This is a genomic window from Runella sp. SP2 (assembly GCF_003711225.1).
GTDB lineage: Bacteria > Bacteroidota > Bacteroidia > Cytophagales > Spirosomataceae > Runella.
The window spans coordinates 1,558,750-1,583,453 of record NZ_CP031030.1; the positions used below are offsets into that span (position 1 = coordinate 1,558,750).

At 44.8% G+C, this 24,704-nt stretch carries 15 protein-coding genes; 12 read left to right on the forward strand and 3 right to left on the reverse strand.

Annotation, left to right across the window (positions count from 1 at the left end):
• The first annotated feature begins 193 nt into the window (after nucleotides 1-193).
• Complete coding sequence (locus tag DTQ70_RS06565) at nucleotides 194-1,423, forward strand: ROK family transcriptional regulator (RefSeq protein ID WP_122930071.1); 1,230 nt, start codon at nucleotides 194-196, stop codon at nucleotides 1,421-1,423.
• A gap of 20 nt (nucleotides 1,424-1,443) precedes the next feature.
• Entirely contained in the window at nucleotides 1,444-2,373 is a 930-nt protein-coding gene (locus tag DTQ70_RS06570; protein ID WP_122930072.1) for a carbon-nitrogen hydrolase family protein, read from the forward strand.
• Between the two features lie 115 nt (nucleotides 2,374-2,488).
• Here DTQ70_RS06570 and purB read toward each other — a convergent pair whose 3' ends face one another.
• Nucleotides 2,489-3,832 carry an adenylosuccinate lyase gene (purB, locus tag DTQ70_RS06575; protein WP_122934295.1) on the reverse strand — a complete coding sequence of 448 codons (1,344 nt, stop codon included), beginning with the start codon at nucleotides 3,830-3,832 and terminating at the stop codon, nucleotides 2,489-2,491.
• Between the two features lie 118 nt (nucleotides 3,833-3,950).
• Between purB and DTQ70_RS06580 the strand changes: the two genes are divergently transcribed.
• The 3 genes from DTQ70_RS06580 (at nucleotide 3,951) to DTQ70_RS06590 (ending at nucleotide 7,560) form a co-directional block, all read left to right on the forward strand.
• The gene (locus DTQ70_RS06580) at nucleotides 3,951-6,008 is read left to right on the forward strand and encodes a PQQ-binding-like beta-propeller repeat protein (protein ID WP_409050428.1); all 2,058 of its coding nucleotides are present in this window, start codon (nucleotides 3,951-3,953) and stop codon (nucleotides 6,006-6,008) included.
• Between the two features lie 71 nt (nucleotides 6,009-6,079).
• Complete coding sequence (locus DTQ70_RS06585) at nucleotides 6,080-6,778, forward strand: MIP/aquaporin family protein (protein WP_122930074.1); 699 nt, start codon at nucleotides 6,080-6,082, stop codon at nucleotides 6,776-6,778.
• Between the two features lie 71 nt (nucleotides 6,779-6,849).
• Nucleotides 6,850-7,560, forward strand: coding sequence for a tetratricopeptide repeat protein (locus DTQ70_RS06590; protein WP_122930075.1), 711 nt, complete (start codon nucleotides 6,850-6,852; stop codon nucleotides 7,558-7,560).
• Between the two features lie 89 nt (nucleotides 7,561-7,649).
• On the opposite strand, the gene DTQ70_RS06595 is transcribed toward DTQ70_RS06590, so the two are convergent.
• A complete protein-coding gene (locus DTQ70_RS06595) occupies nucleotides 7,650-8,855 on the reverse strand; it encodes a sugar MFS transporter (protein WP_122930076.1) in 1,206 nt (401 codons plus the stop codon).
• A gap of 202 nt (nucleotides 8,856-9,057) precedes the next feature.
• Between DTQ70_RS06595 and DTQ70_RS06600 the strand changes: the two genes are divergently transcribed.
• The 5 genes from DTQ70_RS06600 (at nucleotide 9,058) to DTQ70_RS06620 (ending at nucleotide 17,695) form a co-directional block, all read left to right on the forward strand.
• Entirely contained in the window at nucleotides 9,058-10,206 is a 1,149-nt protein-coding gene (locus tag DTQ70_RS06600) for a Gfo/Idh/MocA family protein (RefSeq protein WP_164489894.1), read from the forward strand.
• A gap of 107 nt (nucleotides 10,207-10,313) precedes the next feature.
• Entirely contained in the window at nucleotides 10,314-10,898 is a 585-nt protein-coding gene (locus DTQ70_RS06605) for an RNA polymerase sigma factor (protein WP_122930077.1), read from the forward strand.
• A 136-nt stretch (nucleotides 10,899-11,034) separates the two neighbouring features.
• Complete coding sequence (locus DTQ70_RS06610) at nucleotides 11,035-12,126, forward strand: FecR family protein (protein WP_122930078.1); 1,092 nt, start codon at nucleotides 11,035-11,037, stop codon at nucleotides 12,124-12,126.
• Nucleotides 12,127-12,354: 228 nt separating this feature from the next.
• On the forward strand, nucleotides 12,355-15,906 hold the full coding sequence (locus DTQ70_RS06615) for a TonB-dependent receptor (protein WP_229600089.1): 3,552 nt from the start codon (nucleotides 12,355-12,357) through the stop codon (nucleotides 15,904-15,906).
• A gap of 19 nt (nucleotides 15,907-15,925) precedes the next feature.
• A complete protein-coding gene (locus DTQ70_RS06620) occupies nucleotides 15,926-17,695 on the forward strand; it encodes a RagB/SusD family nutrient uptake outer membrane protein (RefSeq protein WP_122930079.1) in 1,770 nt (589 codons plus the stop codon).
• A 63-nt stretch (nucleotides 17,696-17,758) separates the two neighbouring features.
• Here DTQ70_RS06620 and DTQ70_RS06625 read toward each other — a convergent pair whose 3' ends face one another.
• Nucleotides 17,759-20,713: an ATP-binding protein gene (locus DTQ70_RS06625; protein ID WP_164489895.1), complete on the reverse strand. Its 2,955-nt coding sequence runs from the start codon at nucleotides 20,711-20,713 to the stop codon at nucleotides 17,759-17,761.
• A gap of 292 nt (nucleotides 20,714-21,005) precedes the next feature.
• Here DTQ70_RS06625 and DTQ70_RS06630 point away from each other — a divergent pair, with 292 nt between their 5' ends.
• Nucleotides 21,006-22,724: a hypothetical protein gene (locus tag DTQ70_RS06630; RefSeq protein ID WP_122930081.1), complete on the forward strand. Its 1,719-nt coding sequence runs from the start codon at nucleotides 21,006-21,008 to the stop codon at nucleotides 22,722-22,724.
• Nucleotides 22,725-22,735: 11 nt separating this feature from the next.
• On the forward strand, nucleotides 22,736-24,688 hold the full coding sequence (locus tag DTQ70_RS06635; RefSeq protein ID WP_122930082.1) for a hypothetical protein: 1,953 nt from the start codon (nucleotides 22,736-22,738) through the stop codon (nucleotides 24,686-24,688).
• Nucleotides 24,689-24,704 lie beyond the last annotated feature (16 nt).

Sequence of the window (24,704 nt, forward strand, 5' to 3'; positions counted from 1 at the left end):
ATGAGGTTGGTTAGAGTTTAACGAATCTTAAATTCGGAAATATTTTACAATGTTAACAATAATTTCACTAATCCAAATGAATATTAATAAAAAAATATTTTTAAATATGAGTAGTAAGTAAAAAAAATTAATATTATATTTATATCCATAAAATAAACTAATTTAGCGCTTCCTTATATTCTACTTATTCAGCATGTTTGAGCCCACTACATCGTCAGAACTAGATATCTTACCCAAAACCTCGGTTGTTGATTATAAAAAGAACCTTCACCGCCGACGTATATTAATCGAACTTTACCGTTCTGGTACATCTTCTATTGCCGAGTTGGCCCGAGTGATTCACAGCAGCGTTCCTTCCGTGACGAGCATTGTAGAGGAAATGGTGGATGAAAAGTGGATTGTGCCCGTGGGGACTGGCGTGACAAAACAAGGTCGAAAGCCCGTTTTGTTCAGCCTAAGTACTGAGCGGTACTATGTTTTGGTATTGGACGTAAATACACACGATACCAAAGTGCTGGTGATGAATCTCAAAAACGAGGTGGTATTTCGGAGAGACCTCGACATGAAGTTGGAAGATTCATCCAAATTCTTGGGGGCGCTGATTGAAGCTACCGAAGATGTAATTAATGAATCTAATATTCGCCACGATGATTTTATGGCGATGGGGATTTCGGTGGCAGGGTTGGTAGATGCCCGTAAGGGTTTTAACTTTACCTATCGTAGCCTTAACCAAGGCGATCAGTCGTTTGGTACATTGCTCGAAAGGCATTTTAAATTTCCTGTGTATGTCATCAACGATACCAAAGCTACTACCCTTGGCGAACACCGTTTTGGATTGGCACAAGGAAAAGACCATGTACTTGCCATTTATATTGATTGGGGTGTTGGGCTAGGCGTTATTCTCAACGGGGAAGTTTTTCAGGGAGCTTCGGGCTTTGCGGGTGAGCTTGGGCATATTCAAGTAGTACCCAACGGTGAGTTGTGTCATTGTGGAAAAGTGGGGTGCTTAGATACTATCACTTCGGCGGCTTCTTTGCTGAGACGTATCAAAAAAGGTCTCAATGAAGGTCGAATTTCGCGCTTGTCGGGGATGGATATTGAGAAAATCGACGCCGAAATCATCATTGATGCCGCTTGGCAGGGCGATTCATTTGCCATTGATATTCTTCACGAGATTGGAATGGAGCTAGGTAAAGGGTTGTCGATTGCCATTCATCTGTTTAATCCCGAAATCATTATCGTGGACGGTATTGTGGCCAAAGCAGGAGCGTTTATTACGAACCCCATCGAGCAGGCTATCAATAAATACTGCTTAACGGACTTTAGAAGTAATCTGAACGTGGTTATTTCTCAACTTGGGCAAGAAGCCAAATGGTTGGGAACGCAAGCGTACGTGGTAGAAAAAGTGATTGAAAATAATTAGGTTCACTATCGTTGAGTACGATGAATTTTAAACAAGTAAAGGTAGGGGTTGTGCAAGCAACTCCTTTTCTTTTTGATAAGGCTAAAACCGTCGAACGGGTCATTGAATGGATTGAAAAGGCGGCCAGAGCGCAGTGTGAACTGCTGCTTTTTCCTGAGTCTTTTATTCCTTGTTATCCGCGCGGGCTCGATTTTGATTCCCGCGTTGGTCGCCGAACGGAAAAAAGCCGCGAGCATTGGCTCGACTATTGGGCAAATAGCATCGAAGCTGACTCAGAAGAAGTTAAGAAAATAGGCGAAGCCGTTCGCAAAGCAGGAATGTATGTGGCGTTGGGCGTGACCGAACGCGAGCCCGTCGGTGGGTCGTTGCATTGTGCTTTGTTTTACTTTAACCAAGATGGAGTGCTGGTGGGCAAACATCGGAAATTAAAACCTACGGGGCTTGAGCGGTACATTTGGGCAGAAAGTGATGGAAGTACGCTTTTGGCGTTTGATACCAAAGTGGGTCGAGTAGGAGGGCTGATTTGTTGGGAAAATTACATGCCCCTAGCGCGTATGTCGATGTACCAGCAGGGGGTTGAAATTTATTTGGCTCCTACGGCCGACGCCCGCGAATCGTGGCAAGCTACCATGCAACACGTGGCGTTGGAAGGACGCTGTTTTGTGTTGGCCGCCAACCAGTTTGTACGGAAATCTGATTACCCCGAACGTTACCAAGAAGATTTAACCGAAGAACCCGACATCATGAGTGCGGGTGGAAGTGTGATCATCTCGCCTTTAGGGGAAGTATTAGCGGGTCCACTTTGGAACGAAGAAGGTTTGCTGACAGCCGAGTTGGATTTCTCGGTACTGGCCAAAAGTAAATTGGATTTTGACGTGGTCGGGCATTATGCGCGTCCCGACGTTTTTTCGTTGGAAGTGAAGGGGCAACCACCCATTTGTAAAATATAATATGAGGGTTAACCTCATCCCAACCCTTCTCCTTTCTGGAGAAGGGCTTTTTTGTGGTGCAGGTTGCTCACAACCTGCACTATAAGGTTGTGAGCAACCTGCACCACAAAAAACGTTACACTCCCGTATAACTAAAGGGAGAAATCGCGCGTAATTCTTCTTTTATTGCTTCTGATACTTCAAGGCAATCAATAAATTCTGCAATGGTATTGGAGGTGATTTTTTCGTTTTTACGCGTAAGGGCCTTGAGCGCCTCGTAAGGTTGGGGGTAAGCCTCGCGACGTAAAATGGTTTGAATCGCTTCGGCTACCACTGCCCAGTTGTTGTCGAGGTCGGCGTAGAAAGCAGTTTCGTTCAATTCAAGTTTTCCTAATCCCCTCAACAACGCCTTCAAACCGATGATGGTGTGGCCCAATGGTACACCAAGATTACGAAGTACAGTCGAGTCGGTTAGGTCGCGTTGGAGGCGTGAAATAGGAAGTTTGGCCGACAAATGCTCAAAAACGGCGTTGGCAATGCCTAAATTTCCTTCTGAATTTTCAAAATCAATGGGGTTCACCTTGTGTGGCATGGCCGACGAGCCTACTTCGCCTGCTTTGATTTTTTGCTTAAAATACTCCATCGAAACGTACGTCCAAACATCGCGGTCGAGGTCGATGAGAATGGTATTTAAGCGTTTGAACGTATCCATCAACGCCGCGAGCATGTCGTAATGCTCGATTTGGGTCGTCAACTGGCTCCGCGACAGTCCTAATTTTTCATTCACAAATGTATTTCCAAACGCTACCCAATCAATGTCAGGATAAGCCACGTGGTGCGCGTTGAAGTTGCCCGTTGCCCCGCCAAATTTTGCGGCGTAAGGAATGGCCTGAATCATCGCAAGTTGTTTCTCAAGACGTTCGATAAACACGCCAAATTCTTTTCCCAAACGCGTAGGCGAGGCAGGTTGTCCGTGTGTACGGGCCAGCATCGGGATGTGTTTCCATTCTTCGGCCAAAGCTTTCAGTTTGGTAACAACTTCTTCAAACGTTGGAATAATCTCGTCCGTAATGGCTTCTTTGAGTGAAAGCGGAATCGAGGTATTGTTAACGTCTTGCGACGTAAGTCCAAAATGGATAAACTCCAAGTACGAATCTAGCTGCTTGTCTTTGAGTTTTTCTTTGATAAAATACTCTACGGCTTTGACATCGTGGTTGGTGACCGATTCGATTTCTTTGATTCGTAAAGCATCTGTTTCCGTAAAGTCGAGATACAAAGCCTGTAAGTCGGTGTAAATGGTTTTGTCGAAACCTTCCAATTGGGGAAGGGGAAGTTCGCAAAGGGCGATAAAATACTCGACTTCGATGCGAATTCGGTAGCGAATAAGCCCAAATTCCGAGAAATAGGGAGCGAGTTTTTCAACTTGACGACGGTAACGTCCATCGACGGGCGAGATAGCTGTGAGGGTGTTTAATTGCATAGCTTGGTTACTAAAATGCAAAGATACGCCATCCATGCCAAAGATTTGGTAGAAAACGCTCGAAAATGCTTTTGGAAGTATGAAACATCGCATTCTACTTAGTATAGCAGGAGGGCTTATGGCATTGTTGGCTTTCCGTGAAGCAAATGATTTGGGGTTGGATTGGCCCGAATACAACGGAAACGCAGCCCGAAGCCATTATTCGGAGGCGAGCCAGATTTCGGCCGAAAACGTCAGCCAGCTTAAAGTGGCTTGGACGTATGCCTCGGGTGGGGCCGATACGGTTTTTCACCGTACCCAAATGCAATGTAATCCCATCGTAATTGATGGTATTTTGTATGGCGTTTCGGCCAATACCCAAGCGTTTGCGCTGGATGCTACAACGGGGAAGGAACTTTGGAAAACTAACGTCAGCGAAACAGAAGGAACAACAAGTCGTGGGGTAAGTTATTGGTCAGAAGGAACTGAAAAAACAATCTTTTTTGGGGCTGGAAAATGGCTATATGCCGTGGATGCCGTCTCGGGAAAACTTCGTTCATCGTTTGGTGAAAAAGGACGAATCAATTTAAAAACTGGAATAGAACGCCCTACGGCCGACGATTACGTGGTTTCAAATACGCCCAATGCCATTTTTGAGGATAAAATCATCGTCGGAACGCGGGTGTCGGAAAGTGAATCGGCTTTGCTGGGGGACATTCGGGCTTATGACGTGCGAACGGGTAAACGCATTTGGACGTTTCGAACCATTCCCGAAGCGGGCGAAATGGGAGCTGCATCTTGGCCAGCTAAAGCTCGACAAAACATTGGTGGTGCAAATGCGTGGGCGGGCATGGCCTTAGATCGTCAGCGGGGGATTTTGTATGCGCCCACGGGCTCGGCGGCATTCGATTTTTATGGTGGAAATCGCAAAGGGGATAACCTTTTTGCCAATTGTTTGCTGGCGTTAGATGTCCGCACTGGAAAACGACTCTGGCATTACCAGTTGGTGCGCCATGATATTTGGGACCGCGATGTGCCTGCTCCTCCCAATTTGGTGACGGTAGTTCAAAACGGAAAAAAAATAGACGCTGTGGCGCAAATTACTAAACAAGGCTACATTTTTGTGTTTGACCGAGTGAGTGGAAAACCGTTGTTCCCCATCGAAAATCGTGCATTTACGTTTGACGCTGTAGCGGGTGAATTTCCGTCAAAAACGCAGCCTATTCCGCTCAAACCGACCTATTTTGCCCGTCAAAGTTTTACCGAAAAAGACCTAAACTCGTTCGTAGCCGACCGTGATTCGTTGGTGGCCTTGATCCGAAAAGCCCGTACGGGGAGTGCTTACATTCCTATTGGCAAAGACATGACTATTTTCTTCCCTGGCACCGACGGCGGTGGGCAATGGGGCGGTGCTGCCACCGACCCGCAGGGAGTGATGTATGTGCCATCTAAAGAAATCCCCGTTTACACTTCGCTCGTATCTCGTAAGCAAGAGTCAAACGCAAAAACCACGACAGGAAAACAGTTGTATCGCCAGTATTGCTCGGCCTGTCACGGTGAAGACCGCCGAGGAAACCACGATGGCTCGTACCCTTCTTTGCTGACCGTTTCAAAACGACTTTCGGAAGATGCTGTCAAAAATTTGATTACCAAAGGCCGTGCCATGATGCCGTCGTTTGTGCATCTCTCAGCGGCAGAAAACAAAGCAATTGTCGATTTTTTGTTCCAAAAACAGCAAGATATTCAGGTGGCTAGCTCACAAAAAGGTGTTATTCCGTACCAACACACGGGCTATAATCGCTGGTACGACCGAAATGGGTATCCGATAAGTGCTCCACCTTGGGGAACGTTGACAGCCACGGATTTGAATACAGGCGAACGACTTTGGCAAGTACCGTTGGGCGAATATCCAGAACTAACTGCCAAGGGAATTGCACCTACGGGAACGGACAACTACGGCGGGCCGCTGGTGACAGGGAGCGGATTGCTTTTTATTGCCGCAACCCGTGACGAACGTTTACGGGCATTTGACAAAAAAACGGGAAAAATACTTTGGCAGACCCAACTGCCAGCGGCGGGTTATGCCTCACCGAGTACGTACGTTGTGAATGGTAAACAGTACGTAGTCATTGCCTGTGGCGGAGGAAAGTTGAAAACAAAGTCGGGTGATAAATACGTGGCTTTTGCATTGCCATAAGATAAATTTGTACTTAATTGCGAGAAACTAATCCGAACAATCCTTTAACCTTCTAACTACTAAAAATTCTGATGACTCCTTCTCCTTTTTTAGGTGAACTTCTGGGCACGATGGTGCTTATTATTCTTGGCAACGGTGTAGTTGCAAACGTTGTGCTCAAAGATACCAAAGGCAATAATGGCGGCTGGATTGTCATTACCGCAGGTTGGGCTTTTGCTGTCACGATGGGCGTGTTTGTCTCCCAAGCTTTTGGCGGGTACGATGCGCATTTAAACCCTGCCGTTACAGTTGGAATGGCCATTGCCAAAAACGAATACAGTAAAGTGGTTAGTTATATCACGGCACAAATGATGGGAGCCATGTTGGGTGCGATTACCGTCTGGCTGTTTCATTTACCACATTACGCACGCACCGAAGACAAAGGAGCTAAGCGAGCCACTTTTTGTACAGAACCTGCTATTCGTTCGACGGGGTCAAATTTCTTTAGTGAAGTCCTTGGAACAATCGTTCTTCTTGTGGGTATCAAAGGCATTGGGGCAGTGACCACGGGCTTGGGTCCTTTCGCCGTAGGTATTTTAGTTTGGGCGATTGGTCTTTCATTGGGAGGAACGACGGGCTATGCCATTAACCCTGCTCGTGATTTAGGTCCTCGCATCGTTCATGCCATTATGCCGATTGCAGGCAAAGGCGATTCTGATTGGCAATATTCGTGGATTCCAGTAGCAGGCCCGATTGTAGGGGCGATGATTGCAGGTCTTTTATTGCTTTAAAATAGAAACCCTAAATTGGTATCACGGTGTTTCACCTGTATCTTTGGCGGCGTAAAATCAACCAAAAATCAATGAAATACCTCATCACCATAACATTAGGAGTGCTTATCGTTCTTTTTCAAGCTTGTAGTTTCTCGTCGGAAGGTATGCTAGAAAAAGGAAAAGAGTTAATGAAAGAAGGCAAATTTAGCGAAGCATTGCCCTTTCTCAATAAAGCCATCGAACGCGATAATGGTAATTTTGAAGCCCTCAACGCGCGTGGGGTGGTTTATTACGAATTGAAAGAATTCCAAAATGCCTTGCTGGATTATGAACAAGCCCTCAAAGTAAAGCCCGATTATTATCGTCCTTATTACAATCGTGCGATGCTAAAAGTAGCCCAAAATGATACCGAAGGCGCTTTAAAAGACTACGCAGAGGCCATTCGATTGGAAGATAAAAATGCCGAGTTGTTTGTGAATCGGGGTCAACTTTTGGCGGCAATGGGGCAAATGGACGGAGCGCTCAACGATTTCGACAAGGCAATTACGCTGGACTCAAAAAATGCCTTGGCGTATTACAACAAGGGAAATATTGTGTTTCAAAAAGGTGATTTTAAAGGAGCAGTTATTCAGTTTGAAAACGCTGTAAAAAGTGATGCAAAGTTTGGCAAGGCTTTCCACGCGTTGGGCGTAGCCCAATTGATGGAGCAGCAAAAAGAAGCAGGCTGCCTTAACCTCAAACAAGCCGATAAACTCGGTTATCCTGCCGCGAAAGAAGCACTGGAGCAGAATTGTAAATAATGGTAGATTAAAAAAATAAAGCCTCGCCGAATCATTCGGCGAGGCTTTATTTGTAACAGTCGGCTAACAATTAACCGACAACAATATAGTTACGCTTTTTTGAGGCTCTTGGTCCAGAAGTACAAACCGATAAAAGCAACGATAAGAATGGCTGGGAAAGTCACCATCGTGCTCAGTGTCGCTTGTCCAGCGGCCAATTCAAGTGCATCACCTTGGAAACCTTGAGCGGCTGCCTCTGTTTTAGCGCTATCAATCCAGTTACCAATAATTGGCTGAAAAATAGAGCTTGAGAACATCCCAACCCCACCAATTACCGACATTCCAAGGGCGCCACTCGCAGGGATTTTTTCAGCCACAAATCCAACCATGTTTGGCCAGAAGTACGCAATACCGCAAGCATATACAAAAGCCGCAGCGTAGGCAGTTCCACCCGTTACTTTGCTCAATAAGAACAAACCAATTGTCGCCAAAACGGCCGAAACAAGAAGAACCCCCGTTTGATCGATTTTGTGAATTACTGGTCCTGCAAAGAAACGTGCTACGGCCATTGTACCTGTCGTGATTGCAAGAAGTAACATAGGGTCAGCTCCCGACTTGCTCAAAATTAACCCTACCCACTGTTGAGGGCCAAATTCTGAAATGGCTGTCAAGGCCATACAAGCAAACATGAAAATGAAAAGCGGTGAAAGCATCGCTTTGAAGTTCTCACTTATTGAAGCAGCGGCTTCAGTTTTTGGTTTTGGAAACTCTTGTCCCCAGAAAAGATAAGCATAGATAATAGCCGGAAGAAGAATAATCCAAATTTGTGCTTCCCAACCAGTGTTGGCTTCGGTCATAAATTTAGAAATCAACGAACCAATCACAATTCCACCTGGGAACCACATGTGGAATTTGTTTAACATGGCATTCATTTTATTGCCATCGTACGCGTCGGCAATCATCGGGTTACAAGCGGCTTCTGTACAGCCGTTACCCAAACCGATAAGAAGGGTTGAAATCAACAAGGTCATGTAGTTTCCACCCGAAAAGATTGTTAATAAAATACCGATGGTGTGGGCAAAAAATGCGAACTGCATGATTTTTTTGCCACCTACTGAGTTGTAAATTAAACCTCCAACAATCATGGAGATAGGGAAACCTAAGAACCACATGGAGTTGATGGTTCCTAGTTGCTCGCCTGAGAAGCCGTACTGTTTGGCTAGTTGGTCTAGGATACCTGCACGAATACTGAACGAGAACGCAGTGGTAATCAGCGCAAAGCAACTACCGTAAAACAATCTGTCTTTGTTAATCATTGTTTGAAAGGTTTGGTTGAAGGGTATGAAACATATTACTTCCAGTGGACTAAAGTAGGCGTAAGTTTTTTTTTACCCAATTTTCGTGAGAAAAAGGCTTTTTTTTACTTTGTGAGTGTAATAGTACTTCGCTCGTGAACGGCGAAAACGATAGAATCAAACTAACCTTGTAACTAAAACACCAAATTTAAAAATTAAAAATATGGCTCGAAAAATTAGAATGGGCATGGTTGGTGGAGGCCGTGGGGCTTTCATTGGAGGAGTACACCGAATTGCGGCTGCCATCGACGGTGAGATTGACCTAGTATGCGGAGCGTTTAGCTCAACGCCCGAAAAGTCGAAAGCATCAGGTGAAGACCTTATGCTTGATCCGTCGCGTTGTTATGGCGATTTCAAAGAAATGATTCAAAAAGAAAAACGCCGTAAAGACCGCATGGACGTGGTGTCGATTGTAACGCCTAACCACATGCACTTTGCCCCAGCTAAAATGGCGCTCGAAAACGGCTTCCACGTGATTTGTGATAAGCCCGTGACGTTTTCGTTGAGTGAGGCTAGAAAATTGCAAGAAATTGTTGAAAAGACGGGTTTAACTTTTGCCTTAACCCATAACTATACGGGCTACCCAATGGTAAAAGAAGCGCGTCAACGTATCAAAAGTGGAGCCATCGGCGCTATTCGTAAAGTGGTGGTTGAATACCCGCAAGGCTGGTTGTCGTTTCCTGTCGAAAAAGATGGGTCGAAACAAGCTGAATGGCGTACCGATCCAAAACGTTCAGGAATTGCAGGGGCGGTGGGTGACATCGGAACTCACGCAGAAAACCTTGCCGAATACATTACAGGTTTGAAAATAACGGAATTGTGTGCCGACGTGAGCCGCGTGGTAGAAGGGCGTGTGTTGGATGATGACGCCAACGTTTTGCTTCGTTTTGACAACGGCGCAAGAGGAATTTTGCATTGTAGCCAAATTTGTAATGGTGATTGGAATGGCCTCAATATCCGCATTTACGGGGAGTTGGGAAGTTTGCACTGGCACCAAGAAACACCTCAATATTTACACCACAAAAGCACAGATGGTTATCAGATTTATCAGCCATCGGTGGGGCAATTGTCAGACTCAGCTAATGCCCACTCACGCATTCCGTTTGGTCACCCAGAAGGGTATTTGGAAGCTTTTGCCAACGTCTATCGTAATTTTGCCCGTACGGTACGTAAGCGCATGAATGGTGAAGAACCCAATGAATTTGATTTAGATTTCCCAACCATCGAAGACGGTATCCGTGGAATGCAATTTGTCGAAACGGTCATCGCTTCGGGAAAAAGCAACAGCAAATGGGTGAAGTTTAAAGGATAAAATTGCTTAAATAACATCCTGTATATGTATAATGTACAGGATGTTATACAGAAAATCAACCATCATTAGTTACCTCTTAAATCAGAAAAACATGATTCGCTATTTGAATGAAATTGACGCAAGTACATCTTGATGAGCGAGAGCTGTGGGATCGCCTGAAATCGGGAGATACAAATGCGTTTGGACAAATTTCGACGCATTATTATCGGATATTGTTTGACTATGGCCGTAAATTCACCAAAGACCGTGAACTTATAAAAGATGTCATTCAAGATGCGCTAGTGGTGTTGTGGCAAAAAAGAGCCCACATCAATCCCGACGAAAATGCCAAATTGTACTTACTCAAAATCATTCGGAATAGTTTATTCAAAGAACTGCAAAAACAGCACCTGCGGGTAACCGATGGCCAGTTTGATGAACTGGAATTTATGGAGCCGGAAGAATCGTTTATCATTTCGGCAGAATCATCACAGCAGATGAATGCCAAGCTGCAATTACACCTCAAAAATCTTCCCAAGCGGCAGCAAGAAGTACTTTTTCTGAAATTTTACGAAGACCTCAGCAATGACCAAATCGCGGAGGTAATGAATATTCATCGCCAATCGGTCGCCAATTTGCTCCACAATGGCCTTCGGCTGCTCAAAAACCGCTTTTTTCTTACGACCCTCTATTTCATTTTGGCCAGGTGTTGACAATTTGTTAACACGCCAAATTTCTCCCGCCTGAGAAATACCTTCTTTTTTGCATAATAAATTTTGACTTTCATGAGTATAGACCACCAAAGTCTGGATATACCTTATAAAAGCAGAGATAAGTACTATTTTTTCTATGATAGATTATAGTAAGTTCGAGGTAGAAGATTTTATAACCGACGAATCCTTTGGCGAGTGGGTCAAGGGTAAGTCGGACAAGCATACGGCATTTTGGGAGTTTTGGCTGGAAGCACATCCTGAAAAAAAAGAAATTGTGAAGCAAGCAAGGCAGTTGTTGGAGGCTCTTAAAAACCAACCGACGGCTATCAACGACGACGAAATTTCCATTGAAGTCGCCAAAGTAGTAAGCCAAGTGGAGGAAGAACAACCTCGTTTACTTTTTCTATGGTGGGGAAAGGTGGCAGCAGCAGCAGTGGTGGCTTTGGGAATAGGCGTATGGTTTTGGGCCACGTTTGTACCAAATACAACAGCTACAGTAGCGACTTTACCACTAAACAGCACCACCACAAAGAATGCAAAAGTAGAAGTAATCAATAACACCAATTCCGATTACACGGCGTCTTTACCCGATGGCAGTAGCGTAGTGCTGAAAAAAGGGAGCAAAGTGAGTTTTATTGAAAAATTTGTGGGCGACAAACGCGAAGTGTTTTTGACGGGGGAGGGTTTCTTTAACGTGGTTCGCAATCCCGCCCAACCTTTTTATGTGTATGCCAATGGCCTAGTGACGCGGGTATTGGGAACGAGTTTTACGGTACGGGCTTATGCCAAAGACAAAGAAGTAACAGTGGCAGTAAAAACGGGTAAGGTGATGGTGTACTCGCTCTCAGAATTGAAAAAATCGGAGCAAAATGCCAATTATCAGGTACAAAGTTTGTATTTAACCCCCAACCAGAAAGCCACTTTTGAGCGTGAGGTAGAAAAGTTCAATAAAGCATTGGTAGCACAACCAACAATCATTACCAAACCTGTTGAAACGCCCAATTTTACCTTTGAAAATACCCCGATTGCTGAAGTATTCCAACGTCTCAAAACGGCCTATGGCGTCGATATTGTGTATGATGCAGAAGTGATGAAAAACTGCTCCGTTACGGCACCTTTGGGAGACGAATCGCTTTTTACGAAGCTGACCATCATTTGCAAAACCATCGGGGCGCGTTACGAAATCGTCGAAACCGAAATTGTGGTTTCGGGCCGCGGGTGTCCCTAAATTGTGAACTTTAATGCTATTCCTCTCTACTAAACTATCCTAAACTTAAACCGAACTCTATGTCTCCATAACTACCTAACTCCTTTAAAAAACGAAGTCGGCAATGGTCGCAACATTACCGACTTGCAGTTTTATCCCCTCCATTTTGTTGTGCTGCAACTGCCCGATTTCTCGGGTGCTGGGTGGGATTTTGTCCAAAAAAATTTGAACTAAAACCAAACCAAATGTATGGAAAGTTTACCAAAAAAGCGCAAACTGTTGCTTATAGCTATGCGAATCACCTGTTTACAACTACTGATTAGTGTCGTGCTTAGTGGTTTGGCCGTCGCGCGTGAGGGACTGGCCCAAGAAGCGCTGAATCGTAACATCAGCCTTTCGGTCGAAAATAAGCCATTAAAAACTGCATTGACGCTCATTGAAAAAACAGCTAACGTCAAATTTACGTATTTACCGCAGCTGATTGCCAAAAACGACAAAGTGTCATTGACAGTTTCGAACCAACAGCTGTCGGTCGTGCTTGAAAAACTACTGCGCCCGTTGGGATTATCGTATGAAGCATCGGGAGAGTACATTATTCTGACCAAAGCGGATGTTCAGATGCTCGAAAAAAGGAGCTACGTGCCGATGCAAACCATAGAACAGAATGTAAAAGGACGTATCAACGACGAAAAAGGGGAGGGGCTTCCTGGCGTGAGTGTGGTCGTAAAAGGAACACAACGTGGCACTACCACAAACGCCAACGGAGAGTTTTCGCTGGTTGTACCTGACAGTAAAACAGTGTTGATTATCAGTTACGTAGGATATACACCCCAAGAAATTATTGTTGGGAATCAATCGACGATTTTGATTTCGCTCAAAGCTGACTTGAAAACGTTGAACGAAGTCGTAGTGGTTGGTTATGGCGTTCAGAAGAAAGCCAACTTGACTGGTGCGGTGGACATGGTTACGAGCGAGATATTTGAAAACCGTCCGATGACCAACCTGAACCAAGGTATGCAAGGGGTGTTGCCCAACCTTAACATCAAGATGATGGATGGGAAGCCCAACCAAGCACCAAGTTTTAACATTCGGGGGACGACCTCGATTGGACAAGGTGGAAACGCCTTGGTTTTGATTGATAACGTGGAGGGTGATCCAAGTTTGTTGAATCCCAACGATATTGCTAGTGTTACCTTGTTAAAAGACGCAGCTTCGGCTTCAATTTACGGAGCAAGGGGGGTATTTGGAGTGGTGTTGATTACCACAAAAAATCCAGCAGCGGGAAAAACAAACGTTACCTATTCGACCAATTATTCGTTCAAAAAGCCCATTGCAAGACCTGACTTGGTTACAGATGGATATACTTGGGCCTCAATGTTTGCCGAGTCATTCGTCAATTTTGGAGGAACGTTTCCCCAAAATGCCAATAAAACCCTCAAGTTTTCTCAGGCGTATTTGAATGAACTCAAACGGCGCTCGGAGGTAGGAGGCTTGCCAGAAGTAGAAATTGATCCTGCAACGGGTGAGTATGTCTATTATGGCAGTACAGATTATTATGGGCATTTATACAAAGATGTTAACAACTCCAACGAGCACAACCTGAGTATCTCTGGAAGCACCGACAAAGCGAGTTACCTAATTACGGGTCGTTATTTTGGTCAAGAAGGTTTGTTTCGCTACAACTCGGACGATTATCGGGTTTTCAACTTTACAGGTAAAGGTTCGATTCAGCTATTCCCTTGGTTGAAAATCAATAACATGTCGCAATACTCCGATATGAAATACCACAACCCATCGAATGTCGGCGAAGGTGGGGGTGTTTGGCGTAATATTGCGGATGAAGGCCACCCTTTGGCGCCTTTGTTGAACCCCGACGGTACCATTACTTTTTCGGCAGCGTACAGCATTGGTGATTTTTACTACGGTAAAAACGGCATTGACAACAACAAAAAGGTGTTTAGAAATACGACTGGATTTGTATCTCAGTTTTTTAACGACAAATTGAGAGTCAAAGGTGATTTTACGATTCAAAATACCGACAACAATGACCGAATCAAGGCAGTGCCTGTGCCTTATAGTGTCAAACCTGGTACAATAGCGTACGTTGGAACGACGACCAATTCCATCAATGATGTGTATCGTGAAACGTCGTACATGACGACCAACCTTTATACGGAGTACGAGAATACGTTCAAGGAAAACCATTATTTGAAAGCGATGGTGGGGTATAACTACGAGCAATCAAATTTTAAGCGGTTATCTGCCCAACGCAACGGCCTTATTTTTGAGGATGCACAAGACATTAACTTAGCGCTAGGGCAGGCCATTACTGCCACGGGAGGCTGGGAAAGATGGAAAATTCAAGGAGGTTTTGCAAGGCTCAACTATTCGTACAAAGACCGATATTTGTTGGAAGTAAACGGTCGTTACGATGGGTCTTCTAAATTTCCTGCCAATCAGCGATTTGCCTTTTTTCCATCGTACTCTTTCGGTTGGAGGTTATCCAAAGAGCCCTTCTGGAAAGTATCAGAACGTATTGTTTCCGATTTAAAACTAAGGGCATCTTATGGGTCATTAGGAAATGGGAACATCAGCTCGTATGCTTACTTGGAGCAATTCTCAATTTCGCAATCATCCATGATTTTGGCAGGTCAGCGGCCACAGCAAACCAGAAACCCAACGGTTTTGCCTGAGGGGCTTACATGGGAAACCGCCACCACCAAGAACATCGGGATTGATTTGTCGATGCTTTCCAATCGGTTGACTTTTGTGGCTGATGCTTATATCCGAACCACAACCGATATGTTTACCGTAGGTTTGACGCTTCCTGCTGTTTTTGGCGCGACTGCTCCCAAGGGTAACTATGCCGATTTGGAAACCAAAGGTTGGGAAGCCATGCTGTCGTACCGCGATAAATTTTCGCTGGGCTCAAAGCCATTTAATTTTGATTTGCGCCTAACGATGGCTGATTATAAGGCGGTAATTACTAAATATAATAACCCACAAAAATTGTTAAATGACTATTACGAAGGACAAGTATTGGGTGAAATTTGGGGATACCAAACCGATGGTTTCTTTAAGTCGGCAGATGACGTAAAAAACAGTGCGAGCCAGAATTTGTTCAGAACTGCTTCCAATGGACTTTGGTTTCCAGGTGATATTAAGTTCAAGGATGTCAACGGAGACGGTGCCATTACGCCAGGTACCGATCGGGTAGAAAACCCAGGCGATCGCTCTATCATTGGTAATTCTACCCCAAGATATACCTACGGCATAATGCTAGGTGCTGACTGGAATAATTTCTTCTTCTCCGCTTTTATTCAGGGTGTTGGGCAACAAAATTGGTATCCAAGCAGGGAAGCAAGTCTATTTTGGGGACAATACAACCGTCCTTATGGAGATATTCCCAAGAGTCAATTGGGAAATATCTGGACCGAACAAAACCCCGACGCGTACTTCCCACGCTATGTGTCGCGGATTGCTAGTAATGCCAACGGAACCCTCAGCGCGGCTCAGACTCGCTACTTACAAAATGTGGCGTATATGCGTCTGAAAAACATTCAAATAGGGTACAATCTGCCCCGCGCCATCGTTTCAAAAATTGGTTCTTCGGCAGGACGAGTTTTCGTGTCGGCTGAAAATATTTGGTCATTATCACCGCTTTACAAACATACCCGTGATTTTGACGTAGAAAGCGCCGTTGCTTCCGACCAAGTATTTAGCCCTGGAGGAAACTCTGGCGATGCCTACAACTATCCAATTATGAAAAGTGTAACCGTTGGTTTGTCTATCACTTTCTAACCACCAAAAAAGTACGACTATGAAGCTTAAATACATCCTTATATTACTTGTCGCAACCTTATGTGTGGGTTGTGATTTGGAGGAACTTCCAGAAGCAACTACTTCAAAGGGGCCTATATTTGGTAGCGAAAGTGGCTTGGTGCTTTATACCAACTCGTTTTATACGATGTTTAATGGTAAAAACCTCCACCGAGCCGATGCCATGTCAGACTACTTGGCGCGGCGAGAGTCACCCTCTTTTATTACCGAAGGCAACTACAGTGCCCAAGTGAGTACGGGCTGGAGTTGGTCAGATTTGAGAAATATCAATTATTTTATCCAAAACTGCAACGACCCCAAAGTGCCTCTTGCTGTACGTAAAAATTATTTGGGCATTGCAAGGTTCTTTCGGGCTTGGTTTTATTTTGATAAGGTCAAACGTTTTGGTGATGTGCCTTGGTATGGTAAAGCGCTTGACGTAGCGGATACGGAATTGCTGTTTAAAGGCCGAGATCCGCGTAGTGTAGTGATGGATTCGGTGGTGGCCGACTTGGACTATGCTTGTCAAAACATATCAGCGAGCAGCGAGCCAACCAGAAGCTTAGTGACCAAGTACGTTGCATACGCATTTAAGGCACGTGTTTGCCTTTTTGAAGGAACTTTCCGAAAATACCACACCAATTTAGGGCTGCAAAATACAGCCGCTGGTTTTCTGACCCAAGCGGCTGAGGCAGCTAAAAAAGTAATGGACGAAGGTGGATATAAACTATTTGATGGGTCGGGAACGGACAAATCGTACCGCCAAGTATTTATCAGTGCTGCGCCAGTTAGTACGGAAGTGATGCTGTCAGCGGTGTGTGATTTGGCCCTCAACAACCTAAACGATGCCAATTGGTACTGGACAAGCGGTACCTATGGCGACAAAGCGAGCTTTATTCGGACGTTTATTAATACGTATTTGAACATCGACGGAACGCCATTTACCAATAATCCAGCTTACAAAACCATGTTGTTTAAGGATGAGGTAAAAGGACGCGACAGACGTCTTCAACAAACCATTCGGGTAGGTGACTATAAGCGTACTAGCGGGGGAGTGTTGGTGCCATCGCCGCCGTTGTTTTCATATACCTTCACGGGTTATATGCCGATCAAATGGACGTTGGATGACATGTATTACGATACCCGCGACTTGAACATTAACTCCGTTTCTATTTTCCGCTTTGCTGAAGTATTACTCAACTACGCTGAGGCAAAAGCTGAATTAGGAACGCTTACCGACGCTGATTGGGCTGCTTCGATTGGAGCTTTGCGTAAGCGTGCAGGCATTACGGGTGGACTTACGACCAAACCAACGGTGGTGGATAGCTATTTGCAATCGAAGTATTTCCCAGCCATTACCGACCCTGTGGTGTTGGAAGTACGTCGGGAACGTGGCATTGAGCTTTGTTTGGAAGGTTTCCGCTTTGACGATATTTTAAGATGGAAACGCGGAGAGTTGATGCAAATGGAGTGGAATGGTATGTACGTCCCGTCGCTCAATACGCCGATGGATTTGAACGAAGACGGGATTTTGGACGTGGCATTTTACAAAACGCTGCCATCGTCGCGCCCTGCGGGAGTGACTTACGTGGAAGTGTCTCCTACCATCGCGGGCAAACCTAATTCTCAACTTATTTCGGGAGATACTTCGGGGGAATTGACGTGGTTGAACAACATTCCACGTAAGTGGACAGACCGAAACTATTATTATCCGATTCCAACGGCTGATATTATTACCAATCCAAAGCTTACCCAAAATGCGGGCTGGTAGAGATTGGTAAGGATTTTTGTATTTTATCACGCGCTCGGCCAACGGTCGAGCGCGTTTGTTTTTCTACACTTTGTCTTTTTTGGGCGAGTAGCCGTAGTATTCTTGGTACATCTTTGAAAAATACGATTGCGAACTGTATCCAACCTCATAAGCTACTTGGGTTACGTTTAGGTTTCCTTCTTTGAGCAATTCATTGGCGCGCTCCAAACGCACTTGGTGGATAAATTGAGAAGGAGTTTGTTGGGTCAACGCTTGTATTTTTCGATACAGTTGCGAACGACTCAAATTGGCTTTCTGGGCCAACGTCTCTATTTCAAACGATTCTTCGGCTAGGTTTTGTAAAATGATATTCCTGATTTTTTGGAGAAACAACTGCTCTTTTTCAATCAAAATGGGTGGTAGCGATGCCGTAAGTTCAGGCGTAAGCGGGGCTGACGTACCTATTTTTAAAAGTAACTTTTGGCGAATCGCGATGGTATTTTTGACCCGAATTAGCAGTTCAGAAAGGCTAAAAGGTTTACTCATGTATTCATCGGCACCAAAGGAGAGTCCTTTCAGTTTGCTGTCAAAAGACGATTTTGCCGACAGGACAATCATCGGAATGTGGCTGGTACGTTCATCGTTTTTGAGGGTTTGAATCACTTCGTAGCCGTCTGCCAAGGGCATCATTACGTCCGTAATAAGTACGTCGGGTAAAGAAGCTAAAGCGATATCAATGCCCTCTTTTCCGTTGGTTGCGGCTTTTACTTGGTAGGTAGTTTGCAAACTTTCTACCAAAAAATGACGAAGCTCTTCATTGTCTTCGATGATTAAAATAAGTGGTTTATCAGACGGAGTGCCCGCTTCTGATGTTTCATTTATTGGCGAAACGGAAGGGGTAAATTCAAAAGAAACTGGTGCGGCTTTGCCTTGGGTAGCAGTAGCTTCGTTCAAAGGAAGTTCAACAACAAACGAACTCCCCAAGGCAAGAATGCTTTCAGCTTTAATGGTACCACCCATCATTTCGACCAATTCTTTCACCAGCGCTAATCCGATACCTGTACCTGCATACTGACGGGTAAATGAGGCATCGGCTTGATAAAATCGTTCAAAAATATGCGGTAGTTTTTCGGGCGCGACCCCGATTCCCGTATCATTGACTTTTAGTAAAAATACTTGTTGGGATAAAATCTGCGCGTTGACAGCCACTTTGCCACCCTCAGGCGTAAACTTGATGGCATTAGAAAGTAGATTATAAACAATTTTTTCAAGTTTATCGTGGTCATAAAAATAAGCAAGCCCTGGGTCATCGGCGGAGAAAGTGAGGGAGAGTTTTTTCTTCCCCGCCATGCTTTCAAACGCCCCGACGATTTGGGCGGTTTGTTGGATGGGGTTTCCAATGGTTTCGATGACTTCCAACTTACCCGCATCTTTTTTGGTCAAATCCAGCATTTCGTTAATCAATCGAAGCAATTGATGTGAATTTTGTTGAATGGATTTGATGCGGGGTGTGGCGATTGCATCGGTGTTGGTAGCTTCCAATTGTTCGGCAGCGTTGAGAATAAGCGTCAAAGGAGTTCGGAATTCGTGGGTAAGGTTGGAAAAAAAATGCGTTTTCATCTCGTCAACTCGCTTTAATACTTCGGTTTCTTGCTGTCGTTGGCGCAGTTCTTTTCTGAGCTTACGGCGTTTTTGCCACTCTTTAAAACCCAAGTATAAAACAAGAAATCCGACAACTAAGTACAATAAAATAGCCCACCATTCTTTCCAAAAAGGTTTGATTACGATGATTTTGAGATAACCAACCTCTTTCCATTCGTTGGCCGAAACCCGCTGGGTGGTCGTAAACTTAAATGTACCTGCCTCCATTTGATTATAGGTAACGCGATTGGCCATGGTAGAAAAGGTCAATCCGTTATCGGAGGCGCCATCCAGCAATTGTTTGTATTCGTACAGCTTAGCGGGCGCTGCGGGAGCGCTATAAATGGTCAGGTTATCGCCTTCTTGTAGGGTGACGATTGGAATGCCCTTTTCATCACGTACGTACGAATAATTTTCGGTGTTATCTTTGATAACGCTGCCATTGACGGTCAAGAAAATGGGGTGAAACAATTGCGTACGTTGGGTTTGGTTTAAATCATAGACCCTGACATACTTCGCATTCCCGACCCACAGCCGATTTTGGGAGTCAATCATCATCGCGAAGGCAAATCGCCCAGAAGGAGTCAAATCCATCCTAAGTAGCCCTTCACGGTCATTATAACGGTAAACCAAATACCCATGCGTAAAATAATCATTTCCTTCGCGGTCGGTGGCGAAGTTAACGACGCGGTTATTTTCAGGAACGGAGTGGAGAAGAATGTGCTTCACTTTGCCCGTAGAAGGAGTCAGGATATTGACCTGATTTGAAAAACCTACCAAAATATCTCCGTTTTGACGGAGGCCAACGCTCATAGGCTGGTTGTTGCTGAGGGATTCGCCATTGAGTGGATCATGCAAAAAAACGGTAAATTTCCCCGTGCTGGGCATATATTTTTGAACTCCCTGATTGGTGGCCAGCCAAAGGTTATGGTCAGCATCTTCTACAATGCCGTTGACGTTGATTTTGTTAGGGGTAACTTGGGCAACGTTATCGAGCGCTGGGTCGAACCTTAACAGCCCAATTTCATTTAAGCCAATCCATAAAATGCCTTTTTGGTCGGGATATAGAAAATTACAACCGTGCTTAGAAAGGTACTTTTTAATGACCAAAGTGCTATCTGCTATGCGCACAATTTTCTGAAGTTTTGGGTCAAAATAAGACAGTGAAAACCCTAAACTGGTTTTGAACCACACTTTCCCGTCGGACGAGGCACGGGCTTTGGTGTAAAATTCTTCTTTGTCGGCAAGTGGGTCTTTAAAAATTTGAGTTTGTTTGCCATCGTACCGACACATACCTTTTCTTCCCGCAAACCAGTAATGACCAGAACGATCTTTGGTAATGTCACTTCCTCCAAAAAAATGCCCCTTGACGGAAATCACTTGGAGTGGCTTTGGCATGATTTGGCCCCAACAGGTAAAGGCAGGCAGCAATAACAGTACCAATAAATAATAAGAACATCTCATGGGTGAGTAGGGTATATAAATGCAACATATTTACACAAAACGACACAATAGTGATTGTTTTTTGAGGTGTGGAAACAGTTGAATAAGCGACATAATTGCCTAATGCAATATAGGTATATAAAATGACACTTTGGTGATTGTGTGGAGGGTTTGGGTACGATTAGCTTTGTAGAAATCCAACTAACCTCGGTCGTTGGGCTGCCCTTTACCCTTTTTTTGAAAAGTTATGAATAAACTATGTACTGCCTGTATTGTTTCCTTTTGGCTGGTTATTGGGTTCGACAGTCTTGGCCAAGCCATTGACTTGAGTGCTTTGAAAGGTGGGGATACTAAAGTGAAAGTAAGCGGTGGCTTAAACAGTAACGTGGTTTATAATGCTAGCCAAGCGACCAATATTCCGCCCATTAGCTTGTTTTTGAGCGGAAATCTCAATGTAAGCTACCGAAACTTTAATCTTCCGTTGAGTGTCAATTACTCCAATCGGAAGTTTACGTACAGTCAGCCTTTCTCTTTCAACTTCGTCACGTTTCGGCCTTCGTATCAATGGATTTCGGCAGAAATAGGGACTTGCTTTATGTCTTTTTCTCCCTATTCGCTCAGTGGGCATCAGTTTCAGGGGGTGGGCTTGACCCTCACGCCCAATCGGTGGAGCGTCAGTGCCATGTATGGGCGTCTTTTTAAAGCGACTGATGGCAATCCCGAGCTTCAACAACTTCCTACCTATCGGCGCATGGGGATGGGTGTCAAAACGGTATATAAATCTGACCATTTTACCCTTGGCTTGAGCCTTTTTAATGCGGCAGACAAGCCTAATTCGTTGGCGCATCTTTCTGAGCCACTTCGCCCCCAACCGAAAGAGAACATGGTGGTGGGCTTAGAATTCAGTACCATGCTTTTTCGGAAATTAGAGGTGAGTGCCGCCTATCATTCCAGCTCGCTTAATGCCGATACCAATCAGCCTGATAGCAATGGCATCGCCCGTCAAAAATCAATTTCGGGTTGGCTGCTAAACAAATCATCTTTGGGGCAGTCGTATAATAGTTACCGTTTCGGGATAAATTACAATTTGAGTAAATCCAACGGCATTATCGGCATCGAATACCAAAAAGTTGATCCTGACTACATTACCTTGGGTGGTTATTATTTTGTCAATGATTTTGAGAACCTTACCCTTAAATACAACCAAAGCCTGTGGTCGGGAAAAGTGAACTTGTCGGGTAGTTTGGGGCTTCAGCAAGACGACATTGCCCGCCAAAAATCGTCGGGGCAACGACGTGTGGTCGGGATGGCGAACCTCATGTTTTCACCTTCCCAACGCTTAAACGCAGGACTCACATTTTCTAATTTTACTTCCTATTCTTTTGTGAGAACAGCCTTTGACGAAATCAGAAGATTGAACCCTTTTGAACAATTAGATACCCTTAATTACCGCCAAATCAATCAGAATATTTCAGCATTCGTCAATTATACGTTGTCTCAAACTGAAACAAGAGTGCAAACCATCAACGTCAATGTTTCTCAAATGCAGTCCGTTGCTAAGCAGGGCGATGTCGTGCGCGTGGGGCAACAATCGGGTTTTATCAATTCTGACATTACCTACAACTATCAATTACCCCAAAAAGCCCAAAGCATTGGGGTAGGGGTCAACACAAGTTTTAATTCCATTGGTACCCAGAACTCCTTTTCGGTGGGACCGTTGTTTCATGTCCAAAAAGGGTTTTTACAAAGTAAACTGACGACCAACACCGCCTTGTCGTACATCTACTCAAAAGATGCGACATTAGAAACGAGCGCGGGGGCTTTTAATCTTCGCGAAAGCGCCCAGTATAATTGGGACAAAAAAAATAGCCTCTCGGCCAATCTGGGCTTCACGCAAGTGTCAGGTTCTACATTGGCGGGGCGCACGTATGTGTCGGCAACAGTGGGCTACATCAATCGTTTTTAATCAATCAGGAAATGAAAACTATTCGATATATCGTACTCATGGCACTGGTCTTTCTGCCGCTGGCGAAAACGATGGCGCAGCATTTTCCAGTACAGGCAACTTTTTATTCCAAACCACCTTACCCCATTTTCTTGTCGGATTATGCCAATCCTGTGGGTCAAAACTTGACGCTCAAAGTGTTGCTTCGGGACTTGAACTTAGGCCCTACGCAGATTTATTTTCGTTTTCGTATTTCAAGCAATCGGATGACGGTCGGAAATCCTTCTTTTCGGGTAAATATGCCCATTTTTACCCTGACTCCTGGCATTGTTCAAACCTTCACCCAAGCCGACTTTGGGAAATATTTTGAGTGGATGAATCTGGGTATGAACCCGTTTTCGTATGCCCTACCACTACCCGAAGGTATTTATACGTTTTCGGTTGAAATCATGGATGCGTTGACCAATAAACCCCTTTCCAAATCGGAACAACTCCCGCCCGTTTGGCTCATTGTGAACGACCCGCCGCTGTTGGTACAGCCGCAGAACGAAAGCATTCAAAAGATACAAAATCCACAAAACTTGGTTTTTCAGTGGACGCCGCGCCATCGGCAGGCCAATACAGTTGAATATGAGTTTGTGCTGACGGAATTGTTGGTGCCCGATAATTTCAACGGAAATTTACAAAACCTGTTTCTATCCCAGCCCCCTTACTACCGAACCACGACGCTCAATTCTTCTTTTTTGTACGGCCCGACCCTTCCTCCGCTCATCGCAGGGCGTACCTATGGCTTTAGAGTGCGGGCGGTGGCCAAAAAAGGATTTGAAGAGATTGGTATTTTTCGGAACGACGGCTACAGCGAAGTGGGTATTTTTCATTATGGTGAAAAGAATCGTGCGCCCGTCATTCTTTCGGCCCGATGGGGAAACGACGCCAAGCCGCTGATTACTTGGAAAGGCATCGAGCGGCACGCCCAATTTGAGGTATTTTACAAAAGAACGACCGATGCACAGGAGGCGTCTTTTCCATATTTTAGTTTATCTAACCCCTATCTCCAAAAAGTAGGAGAAAATACCTATGCGGGAAAAATCAACGCCGTAAGCGATGTTAAATCAAGTTATACCTTTCGGGTGAGTGGAATTACTGGCGTCACTGGTGAGGCATCACTTTTTTCGGGCTTGGTTACACTACCGCCGATTGATTGGTCGAAAATCACCATCAACGGAATCACGCGTGACAACGAAGATTACCTTGGGCTGTTGGCGGGGAAAAGTCGTAAAGATAACCCTAACCCTTTGGCGGCTACTTGCCAAAACCCGCGCGTCAACCCAACCGATACCAAAACCAACGCGGTAGTGCTGGGGGATACCCTTCATGCAGGTGGAACGGATGTGGTTGTGGTATCAGACGAATACGTCAAGGCCCTCATTAAAACACCGAGCGGAGGTACGACTGACGTCAAGCTTTATTATTCTGCCGATTTTAAAATCAATCAATACAACGAGCTGATTTCAGGGTATTTGACGGGGGAAGTAACCAACCATCGCATCAAACTCCTGAGTTCGGGAAATGCAGTTGGGGAAGAAGACATCACCAATCAGCAATTGATTTCACTTGGGGTAAGAACCGATTCGCTCAAAGTGCTGGCCAATCAGTTTCATGACCAAAGTAAGCAACAATTGAGCTATACCACTGCCTACAGGTACATTTCGGTCATTTCTACGTCTTTACCTATCCTCCTAAATTTGCTGAAGGCCAAGCATGTATTACTTCAAGAAAGTATCCAAGTGCTCAACGGTGAGTTGGCTAAAAATCTATCCAACCAGCAGCGAACCCAGCTGCAAACAATGAGAACCAAATTAACCGCTCAGTCGAATGAAACCCAACGAAACATGGATCGTTTGGGTACATACATCCAAAATTTTGGAGGACGTAAGTTTCCCAATGAAGTTCAGGGATTGCTTTTACCTCAACTCTTTTTATAACTGCCCAACGCCCGAT

What these genes read in the sequence shown, in the direction of transcription:
- DTQ70_RS06600 (WP_164489894.1), top strand. Translation starts at nt 9,058, where the DNA reads ATGGCTCGAAAAATTAGAATGGGCATGGTTGGTGGAGGCCGTGGGGCT.
- DTQ70_RS06595 (WP_122930076.1), bottom strand. Translation starts at nt 8,855, where the DNA reads ATGATTAACAAAGACAGATTGTTTTACGGTAGTTGCTTTGCGCTGATT.
- DTQ70_RS06605 (WP_122930077.1), top strand. Translation starts at nt 10,314, where the DNA reads ATGAAATTGACGCAAGTACATCTTGATGAGCGAGAGCTGTGGGATCGC.
- DTQ70_RS06590 (WP_122930075.1), top strand. Translation starts at nt 6,850, where the DNA reads ATGAAATACCTCATCACCATAACATTAGGAGTGCTTATCGTTCTTTTT.
- purB (WP_122934295.1), bottom strand. Translation starts at nt 3,832, where the DNA reads ATGCAATTAAACACCCTCACAGCTATCTCGCCCGTCGATGGACGTTAC.
- DTQ70_RS06580 (WP_409050428.1), top strand. Translation starts at nt 3,951, where the DNA reads ATGGCATTGTTGGCTTTCCGTGAAGCAAATGATTTGGGGTTGGATTGG.
- DTQ70_RS06610 (WP_122930078.1), top strand. Translation starts at nt 11,035, where the DNA reads ATGATAGATTATAGTAAGTTCGAGGTAGAAGATTTTATAACCGACGAA.
- DTQ70_RS06620 (WP_122930079.1), top strand. Translation starts at nt 15,926, where the DNA reads ATGAAGCTTAAATACATCCTTATATTACTTGTCGCAACCTTATGTGTG.
- DTQ70_RS06630 (WP_122930081.1), top strand. Translation starts at nt 21,006, where the DNA reads ATGAATAAACTATGTACTGCCTGTATTGTTTCCTTTTGGCTGGTTATT.
- DTQ70_RS06635 (WP_122930082.1), top strand. Translation starts at nt 22,736, where the DNA reads ATGAAAACTATTCGATATATCGTACTCATGGCACTGGTCTTTCTGCCG.
- DTQ70_RS06625 (WP_164489895.1), bottom strand. Translation starts at nt 20,713, where the DNA reads ATGCCAAAGCCACTCCAAGTGATTTCCGTCAAGGGGCATTTTTTTGGA.
- DTQ70_RS06565 (WP_122930071.1), top strand. Translation starts at nt 194, where the DNA reads ATGTTTGAGCCCACTACATCGTCAGAACTAGATATCTTACCCAAAACC.
- DTQ70_RS06585 (WP_122930074.1), top strand. Translation starts at nt 6,080, where the DNA reads ATGACTCCTTCTCCTTTTTTAGGTGAACTTCTGGGCACGATGGTGCTT.
- DTQ70_RS06570 (WP_122930072.1), top strand. Translation starts at nt 1,444, where the DNA reads ATGAATTTTAAACAAGTAAAGGTAGGGGTTGTGCAAGCAACTCCTTTT.
- DTQ70_RS06615 (WP_229600089.1), top strand. Translation starts at nt 12,355, where the DNA reads ATGGAAAGTTTACCAAAAAAGCGCAAACTGTTGCTTATAGCTATGCGA.